The 25,475-nt window shown below is 59.7% G+C and carries 26 protein-coding genes and 1 pseudogene; 6 read left to right on the forward strand and 21 right to left on the reverse strand.

The window, feature by feature from the left end; translation table 11 throughout:
* Nucleotides 1–96: 96 nt before the first annotated feature.
* The 5 genes from B7H23_RS04400 to B7H23_RS04420 form a co-directional block, all read right to left on the reverse strand.
* Nucleotides 97–1,191 (reverse strand): CaiB/BaiF CoA transferase family protein, encoded by a 1,095-nt coding sequence (locus tag B7H23_RS04400; RefSeq protein WP_094076126.1) that lies wholly within the window; start codon nt 1,189–1,191, stop codon nt 97–99.
* Nucleotides 1,191–1,940 (reverse strand): SDR family NAD(P)-dependent oxidoreductase, encoded by a 750-nt coding sequence (locus B7H23_RS04405; protein WP_158215763.1) that lies wholly within the window; start codon nt 1,938–1,940, stop codon nt 1,191–1,193. Before B7H23_RS04405 ends, B7H23_RS04400 begins: the two co-directional genes overlap by 1 nt.
* Nucleotides 1,941–2,015: 75 nt before the next feature.
* Complete coding sequence (locus tag B7H23_RS04410) at nt 2,016–2,900, reverse strand: enoyl-CoA hydratase/isomerase family protein (RefSeq protein WP_094076128.1); 885 nt, start codon at nt 2,898–2,900, stop codon at nt 2,016–2,018.
* Nucleotides 2,897–4,123, reverse strand: a complete 1,227-nt coding sequence (locus tag B7H23_RS04415; protein WP_094076129.1) for an acetyl-CoA C-acetyltransferase — start codon at nt 4,121–4,123, stop codon at nt 2,897–2,899. Before B7H23_RS04415 ends, B7H23_RS04410 begins: the two co-directional genes overlap by 4 nt.
* A gap of 9 nt (nt 4,124–4,132) precedes the next feature.
* Complete coding sequence (locus tag B7H23_RS04420; protein WP_094076130.1) at nt 4,133–4,885, reverse strand: SDR family NAD(P)-dependent oxidoreductase; 753 nt, start codon at nt 4,883–4,885, stop codon at nt 4,133–4,135.
* Nucleotides 4,886–4,988: 103 nt separating this feature from the next.
* On the opposite strand from B7H23_RS04420, the gene B7H23_RS04425 reads away from it, so the two are divergent.
* From B7H23_RS04425 to B7H23_RS04450, 6 genes and pseudogenes are all read left to right on the forward strand, one after another.
* Nucleotides 4,989–5,978, forward strand: coding sequence for an AraC family transcriptional regulator (locus tag B7H23_RS04425; RefSeq protein WP_094076131.1), 990 nt, complete (start codon nt 4,989–4,991; stop codon nt 5,976–5,978).
* A gap of 94 nt (nt 5,979–6,072) precedes the next feature.
* Nucleotides 6,073–6,819, forward strand: coding sequence for a FadR/GntR family transcriptional regulator (locus tag B7H23_RS04430; protein ID WP_094076132.1), 747 nt, complete (start codon nt 6,073–6,075; stop codon nt 6,817–6,819).
* A 477-nt stretch (nt 6,820–7,296) separates the two neighbouring features.
* Entirely contained in the window at nt 7,297–8,304 is a 1,008-nt protein-coding gene (dctP, locus tag B7H23_RS04435; protein ID WP_094076133.1) for a TRAP transporter substrate-binding protein DctP, read from the forward strand.
* A 58-nt stretch (nt 8,305–8,362) separates the two neighbouring features.
* Nucleotides 8,363–8,917: a TRAP transporter small permease gene (locus B7H23_RS04440; protein WP_094076134.1), complete on the forward strand. Its 555-nt coding sequence runs from the start codon at nt 8,363–8,365 to the stop codon at nt 8,915–8,917.
* A 4-nt stretch (nt 8,918–8,921) separates the two neighbouring features.
* The gene (locus B7H23_RS04445) at nt 8,922–10,199 is read left to right on the forward strand and encodes a TRAP transporter large permease (RefSeq protein ID WP_094076135.1); all 1,278 of its coding nucleotides are present in this window, start codon (nt 8,922–8,924) and stop codon (nt 10,197–10,199) included.
* Between the two features lie 380 nt (nt 10,200–10,579).
* Nucleotides 10,580–10,726, forward strand: a pseudogene (locus B7H23_RS04450) (transposase); the annotation flags it as partial.
* A 284-nt stretch (nt 10,727–11,010) separates the two neighbouring features.
* On the opposite strand, the gene B7H23_RS04455 reads toward B7H23_RS04450, so the two are convergent.
* The 16 genes from B7H23_RS04455 to B7H23_RS04530 form a co-directional block, all read right to left on the reverse strand.
* Nucleotides 11,011–12,174: an ABC transporter substrate-binding protein gene (locus B7H23_RS04455; RefSeq protein ID WP_240534967.1), complete on the reverse strand. Its 1,164-nt coding sequence runs from the start codon at nt 12,172–12,174 to the stop codon at nt 11,011–11,013.
* A gap of 39 nt (nt 12,175–12,213) precedes the next feature.
* Nucleotides 12,214–13,236, reverse strand: a complete 1,023-nt coding sequence (locus B7H23_RS04460) for a branched-chain amino acid ABC transporter permease (RefSeq protein WP_158215764.1) — start codon at nt 13,234–13,236, stop codon at nt 12,214–12,216.
* Nucleotides 13,237–13,258: 22 nt separating this feature from the next.
* Complete coding sequence (locus B7H23_RS04465; RefSeq protein ID WP_094076138.1) at nt 13,259–14,140, reverse strand: branched-chain amino acid ABC transporter permease; 882 nt, start codon at nt 14,138–14,140, stop codon at nt 13,259–13,261.
* Nucleotides 14,137–14,874: an ABC transporter ATP-binding protein gene (locus B7H23_RS04470; protein ID WP_094076139.1), complete on the reverse strand. Its 738-nt coding sequence runs from the start codon at nt 14,872–14,874 to the stop codon at nt 14,137–14,139. Before B7H23_RS04470 ends, B7H23_RS04465 begins: the two co-directional genes overlap by 4 nt.
* Entirely contained in the window at nt 14,871–15,653 is a 783-nt protein-coding gene (locus B7H23_RS04475) for an ABC transporter ATP-binding protein (RefSeq protein ID WP_094076140.1), read from the reverse strand. Before B7H23_RS04475 ends, B7H23_RS04470 begins: the two co-directional genes overlap by 4 nt.
* Before the next feature lie 247 nt (nt 15,654–15,900).
* Nucleotides 15,901–16,305, reverse strand: a complete 405-nt coding sequence (locus B7H23_RS15830; protein ID WP_338044318.1) for a hypothetical protein — start codon at nt 16,303–16,305, stop codon at nt 15,901–15,903.
* Nucleotides 16,248–16,685: a transposase gene (locus B7H23_RS16330; protein WP_094076142.1), complete on the reverse strand. Its 438-nt coding sequence runs from the start codon at nt 16,683–16,685 to the stop codon at nt 16,248–16,250. The genes B7H23_RS15830 and B7H23_RS16330 overlap by 58 nt, the downstream gene beginning before the upstream one ends.
* 126 nt (nt 16,686–16,811) lie before the next feature.
* A complete protein-coding gene (doeB, locus tag B7H23_RS04490; protein WP_094076143.1) occupies nt 16,812–17,801 on the reverse strand; it encodes a N(2)-acetyl-L-2,4-diaminobutanoate deacetylase DoeB in 990 nt (329 codons plus the stop codon).
* 5 nt (nt 17,802–17,806) lie between these two features.
* Nucleotides 17,807–18,994: an ectoine hydrolase DoeA gene (doeA, locus tag B7H23_RS04495; RefSeq protein ID WP_094076144.1), complete on the reverse strand. Its 1,188-nt coding sequence runs from the start codon at nt 18,992–18,994 to the stop codon at nt 17,807–17,809.
* Between the two features lie 32 nt (nt 18,995–19,026).
* Nucleotides 19,027–20,019 (reverse strand): ectoine utilization protein EutC, encoded by a 993-nt coding sequence (eutC, locus tag B7H23_RS04500; protein ID WP_094076145.1) that lies wholly within the window; start codon nt 20,017–20,019, stop codon nt 19,027–19,029.
* Between the two features lies 1 nt (nt 20,020).
* Nucleotides 20,021–21,025, reverse strand: a complete 1,005-nt coding sequence (eutB, locus tag B7H23_RS04505) for a hydroxyectoine utilization dehydratase EutB (protein WP_094076146.1) — start codon at nt 21,023–21,025, stop codon at nt 20,021–20,023.
* Nucleotides 21,022–21,744: an aspartate racemase/maleate isomerase family protein gene (locus tag B7H23_RS04510; RefSeq protein WP_206608849.1), complete on the reverse strand. Its 723-nt coding sequence runs from the start codon at nt 21,742–21,744 to the stop codon at nt 21,022–21,024. Before B7H23_RS04510 ends, eutB begins: the two co-directional genes overlap by 4 nt.
* Before the next feature lie 136 nt (nt 21,745–21,880).
* The gene (locus B7H23_RS04515; RefSeq protein WP_094076148.1) at nt 21,881–22,318 is read right to left on the reverse strand and encodes a universal stress protein; all 438 of its coding nucleotides are present in this window, start codon (nt 22,316–22,318) and stop codon (nt 21,881–21,883) included.
* A 14-nt stretch (nt 22,319–22,332) separates the two neighbouring features.
* Nucleotides 22,333–23,616 carry a TRAP transporter large permease gene (locus B7H23_RS04520; protein WP_094076149.1) on the reverse strand — a complete coding sequence of 428 codons (1,284 nt, stop codon included), beginning with the start codon at nt 23,614–23,616 and terminating at the stop codon, nt 22,333–22,335.
* A gap of 12 nt (nt 23,617–23,628) precedes the next feature.
* Nucleotides 23,629–24,207, reverse strand: coding sequence for a TRAP transporter small permease (locus tag B7H23_RS04525; protein ID WP_139945976.1), 579 nt, complete (start codon nt 24,205–24,207; stop codon nt 23,629–23,631).
* A gap of 91 nt (nt 24,208–24,298) precedes the next feature.
* Entirely contained in the window at nt 24,299–25,318 is a 1,020-nt protein-coding gene (locus B7H23_RS04530; RefSeq protein ID WP_094076881.1) for a TRAP transporter substrate-binding protein, read from the reverse strand.
* Between the last annotated feature and the right edge of the window lie 157 nt (nt 25,319–25,475).

Consider the following 25,475-nt stretch of genomic DNA (forward strand, 5'->3'; position numbering starts at 1 on the left):
CGCCTTACCGTCCCGGCCCCGAACCCGGGACCTCTCGGTCAGTCTGGCCGGAAGCTACGGGGCAAATCCGCGGCGCGGATCGTATCGTTCCTGCGTTCAGTCGAAGCTTTCACCCTGGTGTTCGCCAACTTCCGGCGCCCGGCGCAATGGTGCATTGTCATAGGCCGAGAATTTCACCGGCTGACGCAGAACCTGCTGCACTGTGCCATCCCGCCGCGTGACCAGCTCGAACAGTCCGCGTTCGTTAAATTGCGGGTCCTGCGCCAATTCCTCGCGCGGCAAGGCCGGCCCCCACATCTGGCCCGACGCCTCAAACAGCGCCTCCCAATGGGCGAACGGCATCCTGCGTATGCGCTCGGCGATCTTGGCAACCAGCTCGTCGCGTCGCGCCACACGATCGGGCCGTTTCAGGCCGACACCGTCGACCAGACCGACATCGCGGCACAGCCGATCCCAATAGGCGTCCTCATGCGCCACCGAGGTTGTCAGCCAGCGCGCGTCGGCGGTCTCGTAGAGCGCATAGCCCGCATCGCGCTGTGGCAGGGCGGCGTCCTCTGCGGCATCGGCAGCCACGAACGGTGCCTGAAACGCCAAAACTGCGTCGCTCATGGCGATATCGACATAGCTACCCTGCCCGGTGCGTTCTCGCGCCAGCAGCGCCGAGAGCACACCCGCCACCGCATAGAGCGCCGAAACGGTATCGCCCAGCAGCACCGCCGGCGGCAGTCCGTCGACCGCGCCGCTGATTCGTTCACCTAGAGCGCCGCCAACCCCCTGAAAGGTCAGGTCATGCGCAGGGCGCATCCGGTAAGGGCCGGTCTGTCCGAAGCCCGAGATCGACGCATAGATCAGACGCGGATTTACCGTCTTCAAATCGTCATATCCAAGATCCAGCTTGGCCAGCTTGCCCGGCCGGAACCCTTCGAGGAACACATCGGCCCGTTCGATCAGAGCCAGAAGCTCGGCCCTTTGGGCAGGGTCACGCGCATCCAAAGCAACCGAGCGCTTGTTGCGGTTCAGCGCCTCGAAAAATGCCGGCAGGAAGCGGGACGGATCGCCGCCCGGCCGCTCGACCTGGATTACATCCGCCCCCATGTCCGACAGGGTCATGGTACAAAACGGGCCGGGATATTGCTCGGCCATCGAGACGATCCTGAGACCGTCGAGGGCCCCAGGTTTCCGCGCCGCCATCAGATCGCCCAGCTTTGAGCGTCATCCACCGTCAGCGCTTCGCCATTGACGAACTGGCTGCGCGAATCGACAAGAAACAACAGCGCGCTGTCGAGGTCTTCGGGCGCGCCCACTCTGTTGCGGGGCAGTTTGACCAGCTCGGCATGTCCCTGCTCAGTGTCCCAGAACGCATCATTGATCGAGGTGCGGATATAGCCCGGACACAGCGCGTTGACGCGAATTCCATGCTGCGCCCATTCCAGCGCGTGGCCAGCGGTCAGATGCCGGATCGCAGCCTTGGACATCGTATAAAGCGACACGCCCCTTGCCACGCGGGTCGACAGCATCGACGAGACATTGACAATGCAACCCTCGCGCCCTTCGCCGATCCACAGATCGGCGCAGAGCTGCGACAACCGCCACGGGGCGCGGATATTGACCGCCACGGTCTGTTCGAAATCCTCCATTGTGGCCTTGTGCGCGCGCCCCGGCCGGCTGATGCCGGCATTGTTGATCAGGATGTCGGGTGTACCCATCTGCTCGGCAACGGCGGCGATCAGGGCATCCGGGGCGGCGGGATCGAGGGCATCGAAAGCAAGGGCCTTCGCCCTGCCGCCCTCGGCTTCGATCCGGTCGACCAATGCTGCCAGCTTTTGGATGCTGCGGGCGGCAACCGCGACCGCGGCCCCCTGCCCGGCCAGCGTCAGAGCGAATTGATAGCCGAGCCCCGACGAGGCCCCCGTGACGATCGCGATCTTGCCTTCGAGCATGTTTTCCCCACCAATGGTCCGATCCGCTCGCAGACTACCACGCATATTAGTGTCGGACAATAATCTATTATCGCCCTAGGCAGATTCGCCGGAAAAGCGCGCTTGCAGGGCCTGCCTGACCGACGGGATGCGGGTCAGTTCAACGAACCGACGCACCTCCAGCCGCAGCGCCGGTTCGATAGGCATTTGCAGCCCGTGATAAACCGCCTCGGCAATCAATCTCTGCTCGGGCCGATCCGCCACACCGTCCCGTGTCAACCCGGCGTTCAGAGCGTGAAAGAACTGTTCAATGTCCGGGGCGGCCGGCCCTCGATACCCGCGCGCCATCCACGGCTGGTGGGCCGCGGAATTGTCCAGAAGCCACCGGCGAGCAACATCCCGCAGGGCGTCTTCGGGAACAATGTCGGTCAACAGGCCTAAGGATCTGGCTTCCGACACGTCGTAGGTGACACCGTGCAACATGTCGGGCGTCACCCGCCGCCACGGCGCAAGTCGCGTCAGGCGCTGTGTGCCGCCAAAGCCCGGCATCAGCCCCAGACCCGCCTCGGGCAGGCCGAGCTTGATCGCGGGATCGTCCACTGCGAACCTGGCATGCGTCGACAAAGCCATTTCGAAACCGCCGCCCAAGCAATGCCCGTTGATCGCCGCGGCCACTGGCTTGCCACAGGTTTCCAGCCTATAGAAGCTGTCCTTGACACGCGCCATGACGGTCCAGAGTTCTTCGACGGACATGTCGGAGAAACCGCCAACCATGCGCAGATCCGCGCCGGCGTGAAACGAAGGCTTGCCAGAGGTTATCAGCACGCCGCGAATGGCCGGGTCAAAGGCCACCTGCTCCACCATCGCCGCCCATTCCGAAATGGCCTCAGCGGAAAACACGTTGACCTTCCGGTCTGGATCGGCCCAGCACAGTTCTGCAATGCCGTGGCCGTCGACGCCCAGGGTAACGATCTTGCTCATGCGCCTTCTCCGTCCAGTCGTTCGATGACCATGGCGATCGCCTGTCCGGTAGCCGCGCACAGCGTGGCGCAGCCGAACTGCCTGTCCGCGCGGTCCAGCTCATCAAGCAGGGTGCCCAGGATCATCGCCCCCGTGGCCCCCAGGGGATGGCCCATGGCAATGGCGCCGCCATTGACGTTCATCCGGTCACTATCAACGCCGGTCTGTTCCAGGAAGTAGAGTACCACGGAGGCGAAGGCTTCGTTCAGCTCCCACAGATCGATGTCTGAGTAGCTCAGCCCGGCCTGCGCCAGCGCCCGATCGCAGGCGGCCTTGGGACCGGTCAGCATGATCGTCGGTTCGGACCCTACCGAGGCCAAACCGAGGATTCGGGCACGCGGCGTCAGACCGTTCGCCTGACCGGCCGCCCTGGACCCTAGAAGTATGGCAGCCGCGCCATCGACGATTTGCGAAGAATTCCCGGCATGGTGGACGTATTTCAGCGCGCCGATCTCGGGATATTTCTGTTCCGCAACGGCGTCATATCCCATCTTCTTAGCGTAGCGCTCAAAAGACGGGGTCAGCGATCCCAGAGACTGCATGTCCGCCCCGGGTCGTATGGCCTCGTCACGGTCGAGCACGGTCAGGCCGTTCCGATCCGTCACCGGCAGGATGGAGCGGGCAAAGCGCCCCTCCTCCCAGGCCCGTCCGGCGCGCCGCTGGCTTTCCACCGCCAATGCATCCACGTCGTCGCGGCTGTATCCCCGCAAGGTGGCAATCAGATCCGCCGAGACGCCTTGCGGCACCGACTTGCGCGGGATGGCGATGCCCGGATCGGCCAGCACCGGCATGCCCGACGATAGCATGGGCACCCGGCTCATCATCTCGACCCCGCCGGCTACCACGAGGCCCGCCTCGCCGCTGGCCACCTTGCCCGTCGCAATGGCGCAGGCTTCCAGTCCCGACGCGCAGAAGCGGTTGACCTGAACGCCCGGCACCGTCTCTTCATAGCCCGCCTCCAGCGCCACTATCCGCGCGATGTCGCCACCTTGATCGGCCACCGGGTCGACACAGCCGAGCACCACGTCGCCCACTGCGGCCGTATCGAGATCTGATCGATCCTTCAGCGCCCTCAGCGGAACGGTGGCCAGCTCGACCGGACTGAGTTCTGCCAGCGCGCCAACCGAAGCATTGCCTTTGCCGCGCGGCGTGCGCACGGCATCGAAAATCCGTACATGCTGCATCCGTCCCCCCTATTTCGCCGTCATGCGCAGCGCGCCGTCGAGCCGGATCACCGCACCGTTCAGCATCGGGTTGGCAAAGATCGCCGCCACCAAATCGGCGAACTCTTCGGCCTTCCCAAGACGCGGCGGAAACGGCACCTTCGCACCCAGAGAATCCCGCACCTCCTGCGGCAGTCCGGCCACCATCGGCGTCTCGAAAATGCCCGGCGCTATGGCCATCACACGGATGCCAAAGCGCGCCAGTTCGCGCGCGGCGGGCAGGGTCAGGCTGACCACGCCGCCCTTCGACGCTGCATACGCCGGCTGCCCGATCTGCCCATCGAAGGCGGCGACGGAGGCGGTGTTGACGATCACGCCGCGCTCACCATCCGGGCTCGGCTCTGCTTGGATCATCGCTTCGGCAGCCAGCCGCAGCGTGTTGAAGGTGCCGATAAGATTGATCGATACGGCGCGTGCGAAAGACTCCAGATCGTGCGGCCCGTCGCGCCCCACAATTTTTTCCCCCGGCGCAATCCCCGCGCAATTGACCAACCCGTGCACGTCGCCGAAGCGGCGTTTGGCGGACTTGATGGCCTCTGCCACCTGCTCGGGCGAGGCCACGTCAGCCCTGACCATCGCAACCTGATCGCCGTACTCCGCGCTTTCCACGGCGAGGTCGAGGCCGACCACATTGGCGCCGTTGGCCACCAGGCGTGAAACCACGCCCGCACCGAGGCCGGAGGCCGCGCCCGTTACCAGAATTGTCTTGCCCTCAGTGTTCATCTGTTCGCCTCCGGACCGATTTCTTTCGATGCGTAGAAGGCAGTGACATGGCAAACAATGATATTATTGTTCCAAATCATGACCGAAAATGCCATGACCAAGCATGTCCAAACTCGATGATCCGATCTCCGACCTCTTCCTACACGAGGCCTTCGACTGCGCCCGCCGCGCCGGTCTGGACCCTGCGCCGCTGGCGCGCCGGGTCGCGCCATCCGGGGCGATGACCTTGAAGCAATACGGCCAATTCTGGTTCGCACTGGCCCGTCAAATGGAAGATGAGATGCTGGGCATGACGGCGTATCCCATGCGGCCGGGAAGCTTTGCCCTGCTGTGCCATGCCATCCGCGGCGCGCCGACGCTGGGCAAGGCGCTCGAACGGGCGCTCTGGGCGCTGACCGTGATGGTCGGATCGCCGCGCGGAACGGTCACGCTGCGCAACGGCCGGGCCTGCATCACCTTCGGCGAGGACGGTCCGCCCGCCTCCGCCTTTGCCTACCGCACGCTGCTGATCGTTCTGCTCGGGCCCATCTGCTGGCTGGCTCGGCGGCGCCTGCCGCTGAAACAGGTGACGTTTCGCTGCGTTGCGCCCCCCGACGCCATCGCCTATTCTAGGCTGTTCGGAACGCAGGTTCAATTCGGCGCAGACTGTACGAAGGTCGAAATCGATGCCGCCCCCCTCGCCCTGCCGATCCATCGAAACGAGGCCGCACTAAAGCGGTATCTGAAGCAAGCGCCTGGCAATCTACTGATCGGCTATCGCGGGACGGACGACACGGCCGGACAGGTGCGCGCGCTGTTGTCCAGTCAATCGCCACGCGACTGGCCGGATTTCGAGAGCCTGGCGCGGCGCTTTCGCATCTCGCCCAGCACGCTGCGGCGACAGTTCAAGGAACAGGGTGCAAGCTACCGGCAACTGAAATCCGAGCTGCGCGCGGCCCGGGCGCGGCACCTGCTGGCCCAAACCGAAACGCCAGTGGCAGAAGTGGCCGATCTGTTGGGATATGCCGAGCCCAGCGCTTTTTTCCGCGCGTTTCAGGGCTGGGCGGGCACCTCGCCAGCACAATACCGCACCATGATGCGCATCAGGCGGTAATGACCGACTAAAAGAACGAATTTTGAAAACGCTCGCTTTAACGCCGGGCGATCTGTAAACTCGCTTCCTTGGGAGCAGCTCGCGAAAGGACCACATGAAGCTCGACCTCGATAATACCGCCGATCAGCCTGTCTTTCGCCAGCTTGCTCAGGCATTGAAACAGAAAATCCTGTCTGGCGAACTTCAGCCGGGGGCGCGCATGCCTGCCGAAACGGCACTGGCCGGCGAAAACGGCATTCACCGGTCAACCGTGCGGGAGGCGATTCGCGCTTTGGAGCAGCAAGGGTTGCTTTACCGCGAGGAGGGCAAACGCAAACTTTTTGTCTCGCGCCCCGATACTGAGGCACTCTCGCGCCGGCTCGTCACACCAATGGTGATGAACAGGGTGACGTTCGAAGAGATCTGGGAAGCGATCCGCGCGCTAGACCCTGCTGCGGCCGAAGCGGCGGCAAACCGACGCAATGTCGAGGATCTGGCGGCTCTCGACGACAACATCGCCCGCACCAAGGCAGCGATGGGCGACCCGGATGCCCTAGTGAGGCTCGATATCGAATTTCACGAACTGATCGCCCTGGCCGCCGATAATCGCGTTATCAAATCACTGAGGCTGCCGATCAGCGACCTCTTCTACCCGTCCTTCCAGACGGTGATGACCAGCCTGAACGCCAGCGAACGCCTTCTGGCGGCGCATGAAAAGATCCTGCAAGCGATAAAATGGGGCGATGCGGACGAGGCGAAAGAGTGGATGATCAAGCATCTCAACGACTTCCGCAAAGGCTACGAACTGGCAAGCCTCGACATCACCGGACCGGCGGTTTTGCCCAAGATGCAGGACCGTTAGGCGCCAAAGGGTTGCCTTGAGGACCGGGAGGCGTCGGCGGAGCCTTCGATCCGGCACGCGGCCATTGGCTCTCGATCATCCGGCTGCGAGTCTGTTCCGTCACAAGAACCCCAATTGTCGGCAATCGGAACGACGGTCCTTGCGAGGCGATCCGTCCCTAAGATCGAGCCCGTCGCATTCGATGTAGGCCGGCACGCGCCGCGGCTCTCGCGGATCGCCCTAAAACAGGGCTGTCATGCCTCGCTCCGCCATATCTCGTCTCCCGCTTCGGTCTGGCGCGCGAGCCGACGCCCCTCGGGCTCGGCGCATCAACGCATGACACCCTAGCGCCGCACGCGCTGCCGGGCCTGTTTGTCGCCCAGCCTCCAGCACTGTGACGCAGACCGTTGCGCGCGCCCTCTCATAGGGTCAGCTTTTTGCGTTGATTTCACCCAAATTTCACTTTATCGTCGGACACTAAATGGGAGGATAAGTAAAATGACCAGGATAACGCAGTTATTGCACATCACTTCGGCGCTGGCTTTGTTATCTGGATTCGCCAGTGCCCAAGAGCACCGCATTGAAATTTCGCTTGAGACGGCGCCAAGCCATATTCGCAACATCATGGTGTCCGAATACGCCGAGGTGCTCGAGGACGCGTCGAACGGCGCGTTGGAGGTTGTCGTCTACCATGCGGCATCGAAATATGCGGGATCGAAAGTTCCGATCGCACTGGCGCAGGGCGCTCTCGACATGGGCCTGCCCGGAACCTGGCACATGGGATCCATTTTACCCGAGTTCAATTTACCGGGCTTGCCGCTTTTCTACGGCAGACCCCGCGAGGAGCAATATGCCGTTTGGGACGGCGAAATTGGCCAGGACATGGCCCGAAGACTGGAAGAAAAGCTCGGCGTCAAAGTCATTGGGCGCTGGATCGACCTGGGCTACGGACAAATGTTCTTCGTCGACGATGCGGTGGCCTCGCATGCGGATCTCGCCGGACTGAAGTTGCGCGCGCCCGGCGGCGCTGCAAACATTGCACGCTACGAGAGTTTCGGGGCCACGGCGATCGCCATGGGATGGGGTGACGTTCCACAGGCGCTCCAGCGCGGAACGGTTGACGGATTATTAACGACGCACGAGGCCGTCAGGAGTGCGAAGCTCTGGGATTCCGGCCTGAAACACGTCTTCGACGATAATCAAACGTTTTTCCAATATGTCCCCATGATGAGCAAACAGGCATGGGATGAGCTGCCCGAGGCCTTGCAAGAGCTCGTGGTCGATACTTGGGACGCTTCCGTCGACGAATATCGAATCCGGGCTAAAAACGCTCAGATCGAGGCACGGGACGTAAATTCCCAAAATGGTATCAACCGAATAGAAGCGAGTCCCGTCGCAATCGAAGATATGCGGTCCAAGCTCATGGAGAAGCAACAAGCCCTAATCGCAGACCTCGGAATTGATCCCGTCGTTGTGGCCGACTCCCAACGCGTCTTGGAGAAATGACCCGGACGGCCTGCCGCTTTGTCGCGCCAGGTTCCTCTTCCTCGATGAGGACTGTTTCATGAAAAAGCGCGCAGGCCTGGGGACGGTGATCCTCGCAATCGAGAATCTCCTCCTGACGGCCATGGTGCTCGCCGCCCTCGCTCTCATCTCCTGGGATATCGTCATTCGGTATTTCTTTCCGAGCAAACTTGCGGATTGGACCACCGAAGTCATCATATACTTGGTTGTGTCGGCAATGCTCCTTTCCGGATGGTCATTGGTTCGGGCGAACATGCATGTCCGCGCTGAACTTATCGTAGAAAGATTTAGACCGGGTGTCCGACACTGGATCGAAGTCATCATCGTTTCAATCGGCGTTCTCTATTGTAGCGCTGTTGCATGGTATGGAAAAGCCATGGTCCAGTTCGCCGCAAGTCTTGGAATCAACTCCGCAAGTTCTCTTCATTTTCCGGTATGGGTCTTCTACTTGTCGGTCCCTGTTTCCTTCGCGTTGATGGCGTCGGCATATCTCATACGATTGCTTAATTTGTTGCACATGACCCATCAAGGCCGTCACCGATCACCGCGCGCATCCGCCCCATCGAAGGATGATGCCGCGAAATTACGGGGATAATCATATGTACGGACTTCTGACTATTGGATCTTTCATGGGCATGCTTGCCGCCGGAATGCCGATATTTCTGTCTCTCGGCGTTCTTTCTCTGATTCTGATCTATTCAGAAGGTACGCCGCTTATTGCATATCCGCAGATCTTCGTGGATCATCTGGAATCGGATACCTTGGTGGCGATCCCGTTTTTTGTTCTGGCAGCAACGTTTATGCAGCGGGGCGGTATTGCAAAAGCACTTGTCGAATGCGCTACCGTTTGGATCGGGAGTCTACGCGGCGGGCTTGCCTTGGTGTGCGTGGCGGCAACGACGATTTTTGCAGCCATTTCCGGGTCTTCCATAGCCACTGCGATGGCAATGGGCACTTTGTTGGTTCCAGCAATGGTCGAACGATCCTATTCAAGACCATTTGCTTTGGGCGTCGTCGGGGCCTCGGGAACCTTGGGAATCCTGATTCCACCAAGCTTACCGATGATCGTGTATGCCGTTATCGCCGAGGAGTCGATTCCAAGACTGTTCCTTGCCGGCGTGGTTCCGGGGCTCCTACAGGCTGCCCTTTTTAGCATCTGGATTATCTTCTTCACGTGGAGGAAGGGATATCCCTCCGAAGAAAGAGTGAACGCACCAGTTTTTATTTCTACAAATCTACAAGCTCTACCGGCCCTGTCACTTCCGGTAATCATACTGGGCGGGATCTATAGCGGAATTGTGACCGTCTCTGAATCCGCCGGCCTAGCCGCGTTGGTCTCAATTATTGTTGCTCTGTTTGTTTACAAGGGCTGTACAATACGGGACCTTCCCGAAATCGTCGGGCATTCTGTCCGAACAACCGCATCGATAATCTTTATTGTTATGACAGCCGGCGCGTTTGCCCATTGGATTGTGGGGTCTGGCGTTTCGGATAATCTGGTTGATTTCGTTGAGAACTCACAACTAAAAGCTTGGCAGTTTTTGTTGTTCATCAACATTTTATTACTTGCGCTTGGTATGTTTTTGGAAGTGTTCGCTGTCATCTTGATAACAATGCCGATCGTCTTGCCCTTGCTGGGCCCCTTGGGTATCAACCCTATCCACTTTGCTATCGTCCTAATGGTCAATATGGAAGTTGCCCTTTTGACACCTCCAATCGGAATGAACCTCTATGTTTTGTCAACGATAACAAGCTCCCGGATCGCAGATGTGATCAGGGGTGTTGGCCCTTTTGTGGTCATAATGTTGATCTTATTGCTGTTAGTCACATTCGTTCCAGAAATCTCTTTGTTTCTACCAGGTTACATATTCGGGTAGTGAACGTCTTTTATGCCCCTATACATCACCAGATGAATTTTCCCGGAAATAGACGCACGAGGTTATGGCGAACATATACATCAGAATCAGCTTCTTACTACTGCGCCGGTCGCGATTACGCGAGATTTTGCAATATCAGTATTCGAACTGCCAGAGCTGACTGCGCTACGTCTTGCGGTAGGTTGCGAAATCTACTCTTCGCGTCAAACAGGTTGGTCTTGGGCTGAAAGTCGATGGGTGGTGACCTGAAATTCGGCTTCCCTCCAGCCTCTAGAGGGATCGGCGGGTGACTGCGCCGCTGCCCGACATTAGGTCACATACCCATAAAAGGAGTTCTGTTTTCATTGCGAGTTAGATTCCCTGCGCGCGCGACGCAGGAGATTGCCACGGCTCGTTTTGATCTGACGGATTTCGAGTGGTCTGTGATTGAACCGCTATTACCGAGCAGGCCGCGCGGCGTGCCGCGGGCTGATGACCGCCGGGTCCTGAGCGGCATCTTCTGGCGGCTTCAGACGGTCGCTCGCTGGTTATCTTGTACCCTGCACCGACAATTTCGTGGACCCCGGAGCACCGGCCAGGGCATCTAGGATCGCTGAAGCGCGCAGACAGCCCGCATCATCACGAGTTTCGCCGTCTCATTGACAGGAGCACCTTCAGCTTTGGGGAGGGGAAACCCTACTCAGATGGAGAAGAGTGTCGGTTTCCTTCGCTATCACGATGGCAGTGAGGCAAAACCATCTGCGAACCCGATTTCCTTGACTACAAATCGGCAGCGCACTCTGGGAGCACTAGTGCGCTGCCTGTCGGGCCATCAGTCGACGGCGATCACGTCTCCGAACAAGGCCCAGTTCTCGCCGTCAAACTTCATCAACGACATCGCCTCGATCGGCGCGAAATCCTCCGGCGATGTGGTAATGGCGATCCCCGGCAGCAGCATCGGCGCCTCGAACTCTTCGAGGTTCGACGCCAACTTCATCAGGTTCTCGTGCGTCAGCACATCGCCCGCCTGCGTCAGGATATGCTCGATGGTATAGGCTGTGGCGTAGCACGACCAGTCCCACCAATTTCCATCGGATCCCTTGGGAAAGTAGGTGGACTGAAACTCTTTCCATGCGGCTACATCCGCATCCTCGGCATAGGCAGGGTTGGTGGGCTCCTTGAGATATTGGGTCGAGATGATGCCGGTGGCGTATGCCAACCCCGCGGGCTCCAGCACGGCGGATTTGGCGTTTGCCACCGAGACGAGGAACTGCGTCGTATCCCATCCGATTTCTCCCGCCCGCCGGATGGCCTGCGCCGCGAATTTGGGTGAGGCGATGTTGAAGAACACATCTGCGCCGCTGTCTTTCAGGGTCGACATCTGGCTTTCGATCGTCGCCGTCGACGTGTCGTAGCTGACCGCCGCGGCGACCATGCTCTCATCGCTCAACTCGGCAACGAATGCATCCAAATAGTCGCGGCCAAAATCGTCGTTCTGGTAGAGAATGCCGATCATGCTGTCGGGCATCGTTTCCTTGATGTATCTGGCATAGATCCGCCCCTCGGCGGCGTAGCTGGGGATAAAGGGCATGGTCCACGGATAGCTCTCGGGGTCGTCCCATTTCGAGGCGCCCGTGGTCAGGAACAGATGCGGCACTTTACGCTGGTTCATGTAGCGGTGGATCGCCGAATTTGTGGGCGTGCCGATATTGCCCGCGATGAAAAGAACGCCCTCGCGCTCGACGAGACGACGGGCCTGTTCCAGCATTTTGGCGGGGTTGTAGCCATCATCCTGCACAGACACGGTGACCGTGCGGCCATTGATGCCGCCCCTGTCGTTGACCATGTCGAAATAGGCCGCGATACAGGTGCCGGTCGAGCCATAGGCCGAGGCCGGGCCGCTGAGCGGTACGATTGTGCCGAACTTGATTTCGTCGTCCGAGGCGCCCTTGTCGTAATCGGCTGCCATAGCGGCGCTGGCAAGAACGAGGCCCAAGGCAAGGGCCGTGGTTGATTTCAGCATATTCGCTTCCTCCTATTTTCGCTCATATCTGGTCGTCGTTTGACCGGTGATCCTGTCGCGGACCCAGCTCGTAATCCCGGTCATAATCCCGGCCAGCCCGCGCGACTGGATCGCGATGACGCCGATGATGACGCCGCCATAGACAGCCCAGCTTCCGCCCTGCCAGATCTCCTCGGTCACGTTCGGAACCAGAACGATAAAGGCCGCGCCCAGCAGCGGTCCGAGAAGCGGCGAGCAGAGCCCTCCGACGACGACGGCGGTAAAGAGCGCGATCGACAGGAAGAAGGGGAAGCTGTCGGGGGCCACGAACTGCACCGCCACCGCCTGCAACGCGCCGCCGACCGAGCAGGCCAGCACCGAAAAGACAAAGGCGCGGGTCTTGGCGCGGGTGACGTCGAAGCCCATGGCCCGGGCTGCGATCGGGTTGTCGCGTGTGGCGATCCAGGCCTTGCCGTTCAGCCCCTGCACAAGCCGCAGGGTGAGAAAGGCAAAGAGCCCGAAATAGGCCACCACGGTGAGGTAGATCGACTGGTCGAGATCCAATCCCATCCATTCGGGGGCAGGTTCGATCCCGAGAAACAGTCCTTGCACGCCGCCGGTCCATTCTGCAAAAAGGTCCGAGCGCAACACGGTCGGCGTGGCAATGGCCAGCCCGAAAGTGGCGAGCGCGAGATAGACGCCCTCGAGCCGCAGGGCCGGTTTGCCGATCAGCCACCCCGCCCCCATTCCAACGATGCCGGCAATGACCGGCGTCAGGGTGAACGGCACCGCAAACCGGTCGATGCAGATCGCGGCCGTATAGGCGCCAATGGCAAAGAACGCGCCATGTCCAAGCGAAATCTGCCCGTTATAGCCCATCAGGACATTCAGCCCCATGGCGGAGATCGCATAGGACAGGATCGACGAGGCGAGAAACAGATCGTAGCCTTCGAGACCCGAGGTGGCCGCCAGCAAAACCAGCAAGGCGGCAGCGTATCCGAGCCTCGCAAGCGGCACCGAGAGATTGCGGTGCGGACCGGTTCGACCTTCGGTCATGTCTGTGCTCTCCATGATCATTTCACACCCTCCGGGCCACGATTTCGCCAAACAGACCAGCGGGCCTCACCAAGAGCACTGACAGGATCAGCATCAGCGCTATCAGCTCGCGGAACTCGATGCCGTAGGGCACATAGGCCGAGATCATCGCCTCGAGCACGCCCACGATCAGCCCGCCCAGCGCCGCGCCAAACGGGCTGGTGATACCGCCAAGCAGCGCACCCGCCAGGGCGAAGATCAGCGGCGCAAGGCCCATCCCCGGATCAAGGAACGTCACCGGCGCGATCATCACGCCAGCCACCGCGCCGATTCCGGCCGCCAACCCCCAGCCAAGCGCCAGCATGAGAGACACGTTGATGCCGACCAGGCGGCTGCTTTCACGGTTATCAGCGGCAGCCCTCAGCGCGAGTCCCAGCTGCGTGTAGCGGAAAAAAATCCACACCGCCGTCAAGACCGCGCCGGTCGTCACCAGCGAGCCCAGCGTATGGGTGCGGATCGACAGGTCGACCATCAGGCTGACCGAGCCGTCGGAAAAGGCGCTCGGGAAGGGTTTGACCTCGTAGTTCCAGATCGCGCCGGCAAGGCTGTGGATGCTGAGGAACAGCCCCACGAAAACCGCCACCACGACCAAGTCGTCCGCCTCCGCGAAGGGCCGGACGACGACGCGCTCCAGCACGATGGCCCCGACGAAGGACACAGCCACGGTCAGAAGGATTGCGGGCCAGAGCGGCATACCCGTCTGCACAAGCGTCCACGCGATAAAGGTCGAAAAGACTGCCATCTCCCCCTGCGCGAGGTTCACGTGGCCGGTGGATTTGTAAATCATCACCAGCGCCAGCGCCATGATCGCGTAGATGCCGCCCGATGACAGACCGATGATCAATTGTTCGAGAAAAAAGGTCATGCGCCGGCCTCCGCCCCTGCGCCATCGCCCAGATAGGCCCGCGCGATGTCCTGGTTCTGCGAAAGCGCCTCGGCGCTGCCCTGCGCAACGAGATTGCCCACTTCCAGAAGCGCCGCGTTCGAGGCCAGTTTCAGCGCGAGATTGGAATTCTGCTCGACCAGCAGCATCGACACGCCGGCATCTTGCGCGATCTGTTCCAGGATGCCGAAGAGCTGCTTCACGATCACCGGCGCCAGTCCGATCGAGGGCTCGTCCAGGAGGATCAGGTGGGGCTCGGACACCAGCGCGCGGCTGATCGCCAGCATCTGTTGTTCGCCGCCCGAAAGCGTGCCGGCATGCTGGCCCATGCGTTCCTTGAGCCGGGGGAAATAGTCGAACACGCGGTCGAGCGAGCGGCGGAAATTGCCGCGCCTTTTGGCGATCAAGGCGCCAAGCCGGAGGTTGTCCATCACCGTCAGACCAGTGAAGGTTCCACGCCCATCCGGGACATGCGCCACCCCCATCCGCGCAATCGCATCGGGGCTCTTGCCGGTGATGTCTTCGCCGAACAGTCGCACCTCGCCACCGGTCTCGATCATGCCGCAGATGGCGCGCAGCGTGGTGGTCTTACCCGCACCGTTCGCGCCCAGAAGCGCCGTGACCTCGCCCTCGGGCACAGCAAAGTTTATGCCGTGCAGGATGCTGCCATGGCCATAGGAGGCCGTGACATCGTTCAGTTCCAACGCATAACTCACGCCACGTCCTCTCCGAGATAGGCCTGAAGCACCTGCGGATGCGCGCGAACTGCCTGTGGCAGCCCGTCAGCGATCTTCTGGCCGAAATCCATAGCCACGACCCGATCGGAGACCTTCATCACAAGGTTCAGGTGATGCTCGACCAGCAGCACCGCGACCTTGAACTGGTCGCGCACCTGCCGGATCAGGTCTTCCAAATGCGCCACCTCTTCGCGGTTCAGCCCGCCTGCGGGTTCGTCTAGCATCAGCAAACTGGGTTTGGCAGCCAGCGCCCGGGCGAATTCGATGCGCTTTCGCACCGCAAAGTTCTGATCGGCGATGCCGTGATCCGCGATATCCGCAAGGTCGAGCAACGACAGCAGATGCATGATCCGGTCCCGCGTCTCGCCCCGCTCCCGACGCAGCTTAACGCCGCCAAAAATATCCGCCGCGAGCCCGCAATTCATCGCGAATTGCGCGCCGGTCAGAACATTGTCGAAAACCGTCATCGTTTCGAACAGCGCGATGTTCTGGAAGGTGCGCCCGATGCCGCGCGCCGCCATATCCTCGGGGCTGAACGGGGTGATGCTTTGGCCATGCACCAATATGTCGCCGGAGCTTTGTCGATAGAGCCGGCTCAGGCAGTTGAACAGGGTCGTCTTGCCGGCGCCATTGGGGCCAATCAGCCCCAGGATCTCCTGGTTATAAATTTCGAGCGAAATCTCGTTGAGCGCCACAACGCCGCCAAATTGTACGGTGAGATCGCACACCTCAAGCAGCGCATCGCCTTTATGCAGCACAGTAAATCCTCCAATATCGCAATATCATCCGTATATTCCGATACTGTCCGACAGTATGTGTCACTTTCGGCTCGGTCAACCGTGTTTGTGGACGGAACGCTGCGACGTTTCAGGAGGTGCCAAGTAGAAATTGCATCGAAAACAGTAACGGTGGATGCTACATCAATCCGAACCAAACCGCGCAGAGTTTGCCGGAGGCTCCGAGCATGCCCCGAACGCTGGACCGCCTGCTGCGGGCTTTCTCGGGCTATGATCCAGTCGGTTGGTTGGTTCGGCCGATGGATTTCATGAACTCGACCGGGGTCTTAAGGCAGATCGAGGAGTGCGGACGGACGTGATTGTAGTCGTGTCCGATCGCCTCGACGAAGCTGTTGTCGGCCGGCGCGATCTTCGAGAATGCACCGACGGTGATCAGCCCGCGGATCTTGCGACCGTCGAACAGCCGATCCGACAGGAAGTCCATCAACCACACGTCGTTGGATCCCTGAGGTGGCCGCCGGTCTTCCCGCAGCTTCGCGGAGACCTTCCGCTTGGGACGCTTGTTCCTGATTTGTAGACCTAATTCCGTGTAGAGCCGATACGCACGCTTCACCTTCACCCCCCATCCTTCTGACTGCAGAAGCACATGGATGCGCCGATAATCGTATCGCACACACGTCTCGGAGATTTCGTTGATCCGCTGTTTAAGGGCGGCAGCAAGCCTGTCGGATCGATGCTCCGAACGCGCCTTGCAGATAATCGAAGATCCCGCGTGCCTGTGCAGGCCTCACAGTTTTTTGCGAGCACATTCTGCAGCATGGCCTTGTCGAGTGACAGGTCGGCGACCATCTCCTTCAATCGCCTGTTCTCCTCTTCCAACTGCTTCAAGCGCTTGACCTCCGACGGCATCAACCCGCCGTACCTCTTGCGCCAGCGGATGGTAGGCCTATGCCAATCACCGGCGTTGCGGCCCACCTTACTTACACCCAGACAGCCATCGACCTGCTTCCAAATCATCGCGATCTGCCGTTCGGCAAAGCGGGGTGTCGTCATGGCGTTCTCTCCTATGCCCAACCAGGGACATTATTAGAAGATTCCCGCTTCAAACGGCCCAGTTCCTGACCCAGGGGCTGCCCACAGTCATGTGCATCGAAACTCGCTCGGGCTCATCGGCGATGGTTAAACGACAACCGCCACCACCGCCAGGCAGTCGCCTGCCTTGATCAATCCGGGAAAGTGGCGCGACGCCAGGATGCCGGATCGCTTTGACCGATAGTCGACGGGTGGACGGCCGGTGCGGTCCGCTGGCCAGATCCGGGCGATTACGTCGCCCTGTTCGACTGGATTACCGAGGTCCAGCATAGGCTCGATCAGCCCATCGTCTTCGCTGAAGACGAAGCAATCGTTGTCCGGCATGTCGAGCATTGTTGTGGGGGCAAGCTCCATGTCGCCCTTCAAGATGCCTGCGTGTTTCAGCACGTTACGCACGCCCTTCTTGGCGATAGCGATGGAATGCGCGGTTGCCGAGCCGCCACCGCCGATCTCTGTGGTCACGAACACCTTGCCCTGCTCTTCGACCGCGGTGTCGTACATGCCAACATTATCGATCTCCAGCAGCATCATCGTATAGGGGGCGTTAAAGGCCGTAACAGCGGCCACGCAGGCGGCCTGCTGATCCTTGTTATCGAGCACATGCGCAGAGGCGAAAGGCACGAAATCGAGGGTTTTGCCACCGGAGTGAAAATCCACGACGATATCGGCCTGCGGCAGCAAGGCGGTATTGACGTAGTCGGCGATCTTCTCGGTTACTGTTCCGTCAGGACGCCCTGGAAATGACCGGTTCATATTGCCGCGATCGATCGGCGAAGTCCGAGAACCAGCGCGAAACGCTGGGTAGTTGAATGCCGGCAGAATGATGACCCGTCCGGTAATCTCCGAGGCTTTGAGCGTCAGTGCAAGGTCCACGAGAGCTACAGGGCCCTCGTATTCGTCGCCATGGTTGCCGCCGGTCAACAATGCCGTTGGCCCGTCGCCGTTCCTGATGACGGAAATCGGAATCATCACCGACCCCCAGGCGGAATCATCTCGACTATAAGGCAAGCGGAGAAAGCCGTGATGTTCGCCTGCTGCGTCTAGGGCAATCGTTGCCGTGATGGGATTGGCAGCCATCCGGATCAATCCTTCACATACATACGACGCGGAACGTCGGCCAGGCACTCCGGCCCGGTTTTGCCTATGATGATGCTCTCGGTAATCTCGAAGCCCCAATCATCCATCCAAAGGCCGGTCATGAAATGAAAGGTCATGTTTTCTTCAAGGACCGTCTTGTCACCTGGTCGAAGCGACATCGTGCGCTCGCCCCAGTCGGGCGGGTAGGACAGACCGATGGGGTACCCGGTGCGGTTGTCCTTGGATATTCCGTATGTCTTCAGCACAGCGAAAAAGGCGTTGGCGATATCCTCACATAAATTGCCTGCCTTGGCGACCGCCAGACCGGCCTCCATGCCTTCCAGAACGGCTTTCTCCGCATCTATGAACGTCTGTGTCGGCTTGCCCAGAAACAGGGTTCGCGACAGCGGACAGTGGTAGCGCTTGTAGACACCGGCGATTTCGAAAAACGTTCCTTCGCCGGCTTTCATCGGCTGATCGTCCCAGGTCAGATGTGGAGCCGAGGCGTCCGCGCCTGAGGGCAGCAGCGGCACGATCGCCGGGTAGTCACCGCCAAATCCGAGCGTCGCGTCATAGCGTAATCCTGCTTCGTAGATGTCGGCGACCAGATCGCATTTGCGGTATCCCGGTTCGCACTTCTCCAAGATGGTCGCGTGCATGCGTTCGACCAGCCGGGCGGCCTTGCGCATGTAATCGAGTTCTTGTGTGGATTTTACCGCCCGCTGCCAGTTCACCAATGCGGTCGCATCCAAAAATTTGGCATTGGGCAGGTGCTTTTGCAGCGAAGCAAAGGCGGCGGCGGAGAACCAGTAATTGTCCATCTCGACGCCGATCCGTTTGGTCGCCCATCCCCGCTCCAGGACTTTTTCGGAGAGGTAGTCCATCGGGTGCCGCTCGGTCGACTGTACATAGTGATCGGGATAGCCGATGATGTTACTCTCCGTGAGCCAGGAGGTGCGGCGCGCGCCGTTGGCGTCCTGTCCCCGTCCAAACCAGACCGGGTCGCCATCGGGACCCACAACCACGCATTGATGGACATAAAACGACCAGCCGTCATAGCCGGTTAGCCAGGCCATATTCGAGGGGTCTGAAACGATGATGACATCGACGCCTGCGGCCGCCATGGCGGTGCGTGTCTTTGCGACGCGTCGAGCATATTCATCGCGGCTGAAATTCAATGCAGGCGCGGACATCGGCGTTTTTCTTTCTGTGGGTCGGTTGCAGATCAGTTTGTAAAATCAGCGCCGATGCCCGACGCAATTGCGCGTTGGCGGGCCAGTGTGGCGATTGCGGTGTCCTGCACTCCGGTTCCGGTAAGATCGGCAATGGTGATCGCCTCGGGGCATATGCGGCCTTTCGCTCGACCGGCGACAACTTCACCCAGCTCGGCAAATTTGGCGGATGGGTCCACCAGTCCCGCGGCGATCGCCCAGTGCAGTTCCCCGAGCGATCGCGTTTGCGACAGCCGGTCCGGCACATAAAGGTCGGCTTTGACCAAGCAGGCGGGCTCAATTTCATTCTTATGAACTTGGTCCGATCCCATCGCGGTGACGTGCTGGCCCGGTTGCAGCCATGCGGAAGGCAGGATCGGAGCGGACGCCGGGGTCGTGGTCACGACGATGTCGGCTTCCTGCACCGACGCCTGCAAATCGGTCGCGACGCTTACAGCGATACCCAACTCGTTCGACATTTCCACAGCTGCGGCCCGAGCCTTGTCCAGATCTCGTGCCCAGATGGCGGCGCGGGAAATCGACCGAACCAGGCACAGCGCCTTGAGCTGCAACTTGCACTGACTGCCCGCCCCGAGAATGCAGGCGGTGGAGGCATCGTCGCGTGACAGATGCCGCGCGGCGACCGCCCCAGCAGCAGCTGTCCGAATATCGGTAAGATATCCGTTGTCCAAAAGCAGCGCCTCGACCGTTCCGGTCCTGGCGGCAAACACCACCATCAGGCCGGATGTGCTCGACAGACCGATTTTCGGGTTATCGAAAAAGCCAGGTGAGATCTTGATGGCGAAACTATCGATTCCAGGAACGAAGGCGGTTTTGACATCGACCTCGCCATTGAAGGGTGCGATGGCCATGGAGAGGATTGGCGGCATGATGACATCGGTGGTCGCCAATGCAAGAAACGCCTGCTCAACGCAATCCACCGCGTCGAGATCGAGTTGAACAGCATTGCGCAGGTCAGCTTCTGTCAGAATTTTAACGTTGGCCACTTCACGCGACCTCGCGGGTTACATCGACGTCTTCGCCGGAAACAATGCGATGATGCTGCCCCATATCGATATTGCCGCCGCTGAGGATGGCTACCACTGGTCCGGCGCTTGCAATTCTGCCGGCCAGCAAGGCTGCGATGCCGACCGAACCCGATCCTTCGACGATCTGCCGTTCCCTCCAGTAGAGGTGGCGAATGGCTGCGGAAATCCCCACTTCGGTAACAAGTAGTGTGTCGTCCACCAATGCGCGGGTCATGGGGAATGTGAGCTGATTGTCGAGCCCAATACCGCCGCCAAGTGAATCGGCCAGTGTCGCAAGCTCGTCAATGAGAACAGGCCGGCCCGCGTGCAGGCAAGCATGCATCGCCGCGCCACGTTCCATGGTTATCCCGATGATTGTGGTTTGTGGGCGTCTAGCCTTCACGGCGGCGGCGACGCCGGAAATCAGTCCGCCGCCGGACAGCGGAACCAGCACTGTGGCGACGTCAGGAACTTGGTCGAGCAGTTCGAGCCCGACTGTTCCCTGACCGGCAATAACGGCCCGATGGTCAAAGGGCGGGATCATGGTCATACCTTCATCGGCCACCAGACGGACCACTTCCTCTTGCGCCTCATCTTGAGAGCGGCCGACTATGCGAACCTCCGCACCTTCCGCCTCGATGCCATCGATTTTTGCCTGCGGCGCCAGTTTCGACATGCAGACGATGCACGGGATACCCGCGGCTTTGGCTGCATAGGCCAGCCCGCGGCCATGATTGCCCGTCGACACACCGACCACGCCGGCGCGTTTCTGGTCATCGGTCAAACCTGCAATGGCGTTCGTCGCACCACGAATCTTGAAACTGCCGCTGATCTGCGTGTGTTCGAGCTTGAGATGAACCGGCCTGTCCAGCAGATTGGATAGATATGGAGAAGCATTGACCGGCGTGACCCGAATCGTGTCGGCAATGGCGGTTCGCGCCCGTTCGATCTCACTCACATCGACAAAGGGGATTTGCTCGCTCATGCGGCTTCTCCGAACGTATGGGCTGGGAGAGCGTGCTCGAAAAGGCGGCCGTAGCGGGCTGGACGGTGATCGGTGAAACCGCCGAGCCGTGCCATCGCCCAGGCACTGGCTTGGTTCGAAGTGACCACCGGCTTTCCAACGCGCCGCTCAATGTCCGCAATAACGCCGATCGCTGGCAGACTGGTGCAGGAAAGAAAGAGAGCCTGCGCCTCTGGCGTATCAGCTGCGATGGCAGCATCGAATATGGTCTGGCGGCTGACCAACGCCATATTGCGATCGTCGTCGAGGCCAAGGCATTCGAACCGGGTAACGTCGACTTCATGACGGGCGAAATAGGCGGCCATCGGCTTGCTGGTGGCGAGTGTGTACGGTGTCAGCACTGCAATGCGCTGCGCCCCAAGCGTCACAAACGCCGCGAGCGACGCGCTGGCCGGAGTGACGACGGGAACCTTGCCGGCGGTTTTCTGGATCGCCGCACGAACCTCGGATTCGCCGATGACGACGGATGCGGCGGTACAGCTGAAGCAAATCGCGCGCAGCGGCTGCAGCGGTGCTAAAAGAGCGGCAGCAGCAGTCAGGCGCGGACTCATTTTTCGCAGGTTTTCAAGTGTCGTCGGATTTTCAAATGCCACACGCGTCACATGGAAGGATGCAGCCTCATTGGGCAACTGCCGGTAGAGGTCGCCTTCGCTTGTCAGATCGGTCGCCAGCGCGATCAATCCGAAACGCGCCGTTTCGCTTGCCGCTTTGAATTGCGGCGCGACCGGGGACATCGAGACCGGACATATCTTCATTTTATCGCCTTCATAGTTTCATCACGTCACGACGACGCACCCCCGCCCTTGGACCTGCGCGTCAAACCACCATCACGGGACAGGTCGCCAGACTGGTGACCTTGTGGGACACGCTGCCGAGCAAGAAGCCTTCCACGTCGCCCAGGCCGCGACTCCCGACGACGATCAAGTCCGCTTTGCGGTCCTCGCCGAATTTCACAATTGTGCGTGCGGGCTGGCCGGCCTTGACGAAACCGCGGACCATGCCTGCCCCAAGCTCGGTGGCGACCTTCTTGGCTTCCTCCGCGATATCCTTGGCGTGACCGCGCATGGTGTCGTCGAGATTCTGAGGGTCCTCTGGGCGAACCATCGACATGGAAGCTTCCAGCAGAGAGTGGTGGCGGAACACTGTCAGTATCAAAAGCTCACTGCCGCAGATCTTCTGCATTCCGGCCGCCATCTCCAGCGCCTTCAGCGAACCGTCCGATCCATCGACTGCGACAAGGATTGTCTTGAACATGAGAGCATCTCTAGTCATCGAAAGGCCAAGTCGCGCAGGAACAGCGCAATCTGCGGGAAAAAGATGAGCGCAACAGACACGCTCAACAAAATGACCGTGAAAGGAAAAATGCCGCGAATGACATCGACATAGGGACGCTTGAAGATCGCGATTGCCGTGAAGATATCGCACCCGAACGGCGGCGTGGCCGAGCCAATGGCAACCTGAAGCGTAATGATCGTGCCGACAAGCACTGGATCGAGCCCAACGGAGTTCACCACCGGCGTGAAGATCGGCACCAGGATCAGGATTACCACAATCGGGTCGACAAACATGCAGCCGACAAAAAACGCCACCGAAATCACGGCGAGGACGCCCTTCGGACCCATATCCGCAACGCCGACGGCCGCGAGTATCTCCTGGGGCACCTGGGCGAAGGATATTACCCAGGAAAATGCCGATCCGGCGCCGACAAGGATAAAGACCACGCCGGTGATCAGCCCAGTGGACATGGCAATGCGATAGATATCCGACAGATTAAGGGAGCGGAACACCACAAACTCGAGGACGATTGCGTAGAGCACGCATGCGGCGGCAGCTTCTGTCGGGCTGAAGATGCCGCCATAAATTCCACCGACAATGATCACTGGAAAACCTAACGGCCAGACCGCCTTGCGGACTGCCTCGAACCGTTCGGCCCAGCTCGCTTTTTGCTCCGTGGGTACGCCCTTTATGATCGCATAGATCATGCTGTAGACGGAAAACAGCGCCATCAGCAACAAGCCGGGACCAACTCCGGCGATGAACAGCTCGGAAATCGATGTGCTCGAAATGACGCCGTAGATAATCATTCCGATCGAAGGCGGTATGAGAAAAGCGATATCCGAGGCGTTGATAATCAACGCGAGAATGAACGAATCCTTATAGCCGGCTTTCAGCATGCGTGGACGCAGCGGCGATCCCACGGCAACCACCGTCGCTTGGGTCGAGCCGGAGACGGCGCCAAAAAGTGTGCAAGCGACCGCCGTGCTGACAGCAAGTCCACCCTTGATGTGGCCGACGAATTTCATGACCATATCGATCAATCGATTGGCCGATTGGCCACGGGTCATGATGTCGGCTGCGAGAATGAACATGGGAACGGCTATCAGCGAGGCCGGGCGAATGCCGGCCATGATCTGCTGAACCATGAAGTCCATCTTCCCGATATCGCCGAACATGAAGAGGAAGCCGACGAATGTCGCGATCAACAGCGGGATCATCATCGGGAACCCAAGCAGCAGCAGAACGATCATGATCAAGAAAATTGTCAGCGCCATGGATCGCCTCCGCTAGACTTCGATTTCGTCGTCGTCATAGCCTTCGAGCACATGGGTCGAGAGATGGATGTCCTTCTCGACAATGTTCTTGATGGCGGTCAGCGCGTATTGAAGGCCTGTCATGAAGAAGCCGACCGGCACCCAGAGGAAGATCCAGTAGACAGGCAACTGCAAAGATGGCAGCACGCGACCCGAGCTCGCCACTTTAAGAATGTAGCTCACCGAGAAATAGCAAAGCCCGAACATCGCCAAGGCGGTGATCGCGGAGATCAAGATCATGAAGGCTTTGCGGGGGACCGTTGGCAGAGCGTCATAGATCGCCGACATGCGAATGTGGCGGCCTTGCCGCGCAGCGTAGCTGATACCGGCAAATGTTATTACGATAATCAGGATACGGTTCAGTTCTTCGGAGAAGAACAAGCTGTATTGAAAGACGAAGCGTCCGATGACGTTGGCGACGGTATTGAGCGCCATGAGCAGGACGCCACTGGCCAGCAGCACCGATTCTACCCGGCTGATTGTACTGTCGATCACGCCCAGCAAACCGGGCAGCGATGAGGCGTGCGGATCGAATTGTTCTGCCCTGTCCATGATCTTCCCCTCGGCCCGTGCCCACATGAATCGGAGGCCAGTGCCCGATGGCCTCCGATTATTTTTCGATGAGCGATGCGTAAGGCCCCGATCAGTTTGCCGTTGCCTGCAAGTCAGCCTTCAACTGGTCGAGAATCGCCTTGCCGCTATCGCCAGTCATTTCGATGAACTTGGCTTCAACCTCAGCAGCAGCTTCTTTGAAGCAGGCGCGTTCCTCCTCCGAAAGCACGGTTACCGTCATTTCGGGCTTGGCGTCGGTGATCTTCTTCAGTTCCGATTCCGCCAAACCCTTCTGGTATTCGACAATGTAATCATAAGCCGAGGCGGCGGCTTCTTCGACGATCTTCTTGTCTGCGTCATCGAGACCGTCATAAAAGTCCTTGTTGGCCATCACAGCCGTCGTGAAGTTGTTGTGACCGGTATATGTGATATAGTCGGTGACCTCGTATATTTTGGTCGAATAGAGAAAGAAGGTCGGATTTTCTTGGCCTTGAATGATGTTGGTCTGCAGCCCGCCATACACTTCGCCCCAAGGCAATGGCGTCGGCGTGGCGCCAAAAGCCCTGTAGGCCTCCACCAATAGCGGATTGGTCATGACGCGAAACTTGACCTCGTCGAGGTCGTCGCAGCTCCTGACCGGATCTTTCGTTGTCATGGCCACCTCGCCCTCCGGGAACATGACCAGCAGCTCAAGACCCTGCTCTGCATAAAGGCTTTCGAAGTCTTCGTTGATAGCCTTGCTCTGCTTGTAAAAACGGGCCAGATGCGCTTGATCGGTCGGCAGGAGGTAAGGCACGAAAAACACTTGCGCTTCCGGGATCAGCGCGCCGGTAAACCCGGGTGACTGATCGACGAATTGTAGAATTCCCGCTTGCGCCTGCTCCATGATGTCGGCGGATTCGCCAAGCGTACCGTAGGCAAACAGCTCGACGGTATGGTCGGAATTGGCTTCAATAGCTTCCTTGAATTTCGTTGCGTAGACGCCCTGGACTTCAGTGAGGGACTCCTCGAACGCGTACTTCCAGTTGTCGGCCTGCGCATACACCGTACCCGCTGCAAGCAAAGCCGCCGTGGCAACACCACTGCAAAACATTCTGACTGTCGACTTCATGGGAAGTTTCTCCTCTTTCATCAATTCGATGTCCTCCGATGTTTGACCCATGCGCTGACGACAAGCAGCGTCGACAGATCGAGTAGGAACCGCGATCAGATTGCAATTGTCGTGGAGGCGCGCTGCTGCGGGTACTTGCGAAATGCCTATTCCTCCG

Source organism: Notoacmeibacter marinus, from assembly GCF_002238045.1.
GTDB lineage: Bacteria > Pseudomonadota > Alphaproteobacteria > Rhizobiales > Rhizobiaceae > Notoacmeibacter > Notoacmeibacter marinus.

Excerpts from the sequence above, each read along its gene's own strand:
- B7H23_RS04400 (WP_094076126.1), bottom strand. The coding sequence starts at position 1,191 with ATGGCGGCGCGGAAACCTGGGGCCCTCGACGGTCTCAGGATCGTCTCG.
- B7H23_RS04405 (WP_158215763.1), bottom strand. The coding sequence starts at position 1,940 with ATGCTCGAAGGCAAGATCGCGATCGTCACGGGGGCCTCGTCGGGGCTC.
- B7H23_RS04410 (WP_094076128.1), bottom strand. The coding sequence starts at position 2,900 with ATGAGCAAGATCGTTACCCTGGGCGTCGACGGCCACGGCATTGCAGAA.
- B7H23_RS04415 (WP_094076129.1), bottom strand. The coding sequence starts at position 4,123 with ATGCAGCATGTACGGATTTTCGATGCCGTGCGCACGCCGCGCGGCAAA.
- B7H23_RS04420 (WP_094076130.1), bottom strand. The coding sequence starts at position 4,885 with ATGAACACTGAGGGCAAGACAATTCTGGTAACGGGCGCGGCCTCCGGC.
- B7H23_RS04425 (WP_094076131.1), top strand. The coding sequence starts at position 4,989 with ATGTCCAAACTCGATGATCCGATCTCCGACCTCTTCCTACACGAGGCC.
- B7H23_RS04430 (WP_094076132.1), top strand. The coding sequence starts at position 6,073 with ATGAAGCTCGACCTCGATAATACCGCCGATCAGCCTGTCTTTCGCCAG.
- dctP (WP_094076133.1), top strand. The coding sequence starts at position 7,297 with ATGACCAGGATAACGCAGTTATTGCACATCACTTCGGCGCTGGCTTTG.
- B7H23_RS04440 (WP_094076134.1), top strand. The coding sequence starts at position 8,363 with ATGAAAAAGCGCGCAGGCCTGGGGACGGTGATCCTCGCAATCGAGAAT.
- B7H23_RS04445 (WP_094076135.1), top strand. The coding sequence starts at position 8,922 with ATGTACGGACTTCTGACTATTGGATCTTTCATGGGCATGCTTGCCGCC.
- B7H23_RS04460 (WP_158215764.1), bottom strand. The coding sequence starts at position 13,236 with ATGACCGAAGGTCGAACCGGTCCGCACCGCAATCTCTCGGTGCCGCTT.
- B7H23_RS04465 (WP_094076138.1), bottom strand. The coding sequence starts at position 14,140 with ATGACCTTTTTTCTCGAACAATTGATCATCGGTCTGTCATCGGGCGGC.
- B7H23_RS16330 (WP_094076142.1), bottom strand. The coding sequence starts at position 16,685 with ATGACGACACCCCGCTTTGCCGAACGGCAGATCGCGATGATTTGGAAG.
- doeB (WP_094076143.1), bottom strand. The coding sequence starts at position 17,801 with ATGGCTGCCAATCCCATCACGGCAACGATTGCCCTAGACGCAGCAGGC.
- doeA (WP_094076144.1), bottom strand. The coding sequence starts at position 18,994 with ATGTCCGCGCCTGCATTGAATTTCAGCCGCGATGAATATGCTCGACGC.
- eutB (WP_094076146.1), bottom strand. The coding sequence starts at position 21,025 with ATGAGCGAGCAAATCCCCTTTGTCGATGTGAGTGAGATCGAACGGGCG.
- B7H23_RS04515 (WP_094076148.1), bottom strand. The coding sequence starts at position 22,318 with ATGTTCAAGACAATCCTTGTCGCAGTCGATGGATCGGACGGTTCGCTG.
- B7H23_RS04520 (WP_094076149.1), bottom strand. The coding sequence starts at position 23,616 with ATGGCGCTGACAATTTTCTTGATCATGATCGTTCTGCTGCTGCTTGGG.
- B7H23_RS04525 (WP_139945976.1), bottom strand. The coding sequence starts at position 24,207 with ATGGACAGGGCAGAACAATTCGATCCGCACGCCTCATCGCTGCCCGGT.
- B7H23_RS04530 (WP_094076881.1), bottom strand. The coding sequence starts at position 25,318 with ATGAAGTCGACAGTCAGAATGTTTTGCAGTGGTGTTGCCACGGCGGCT.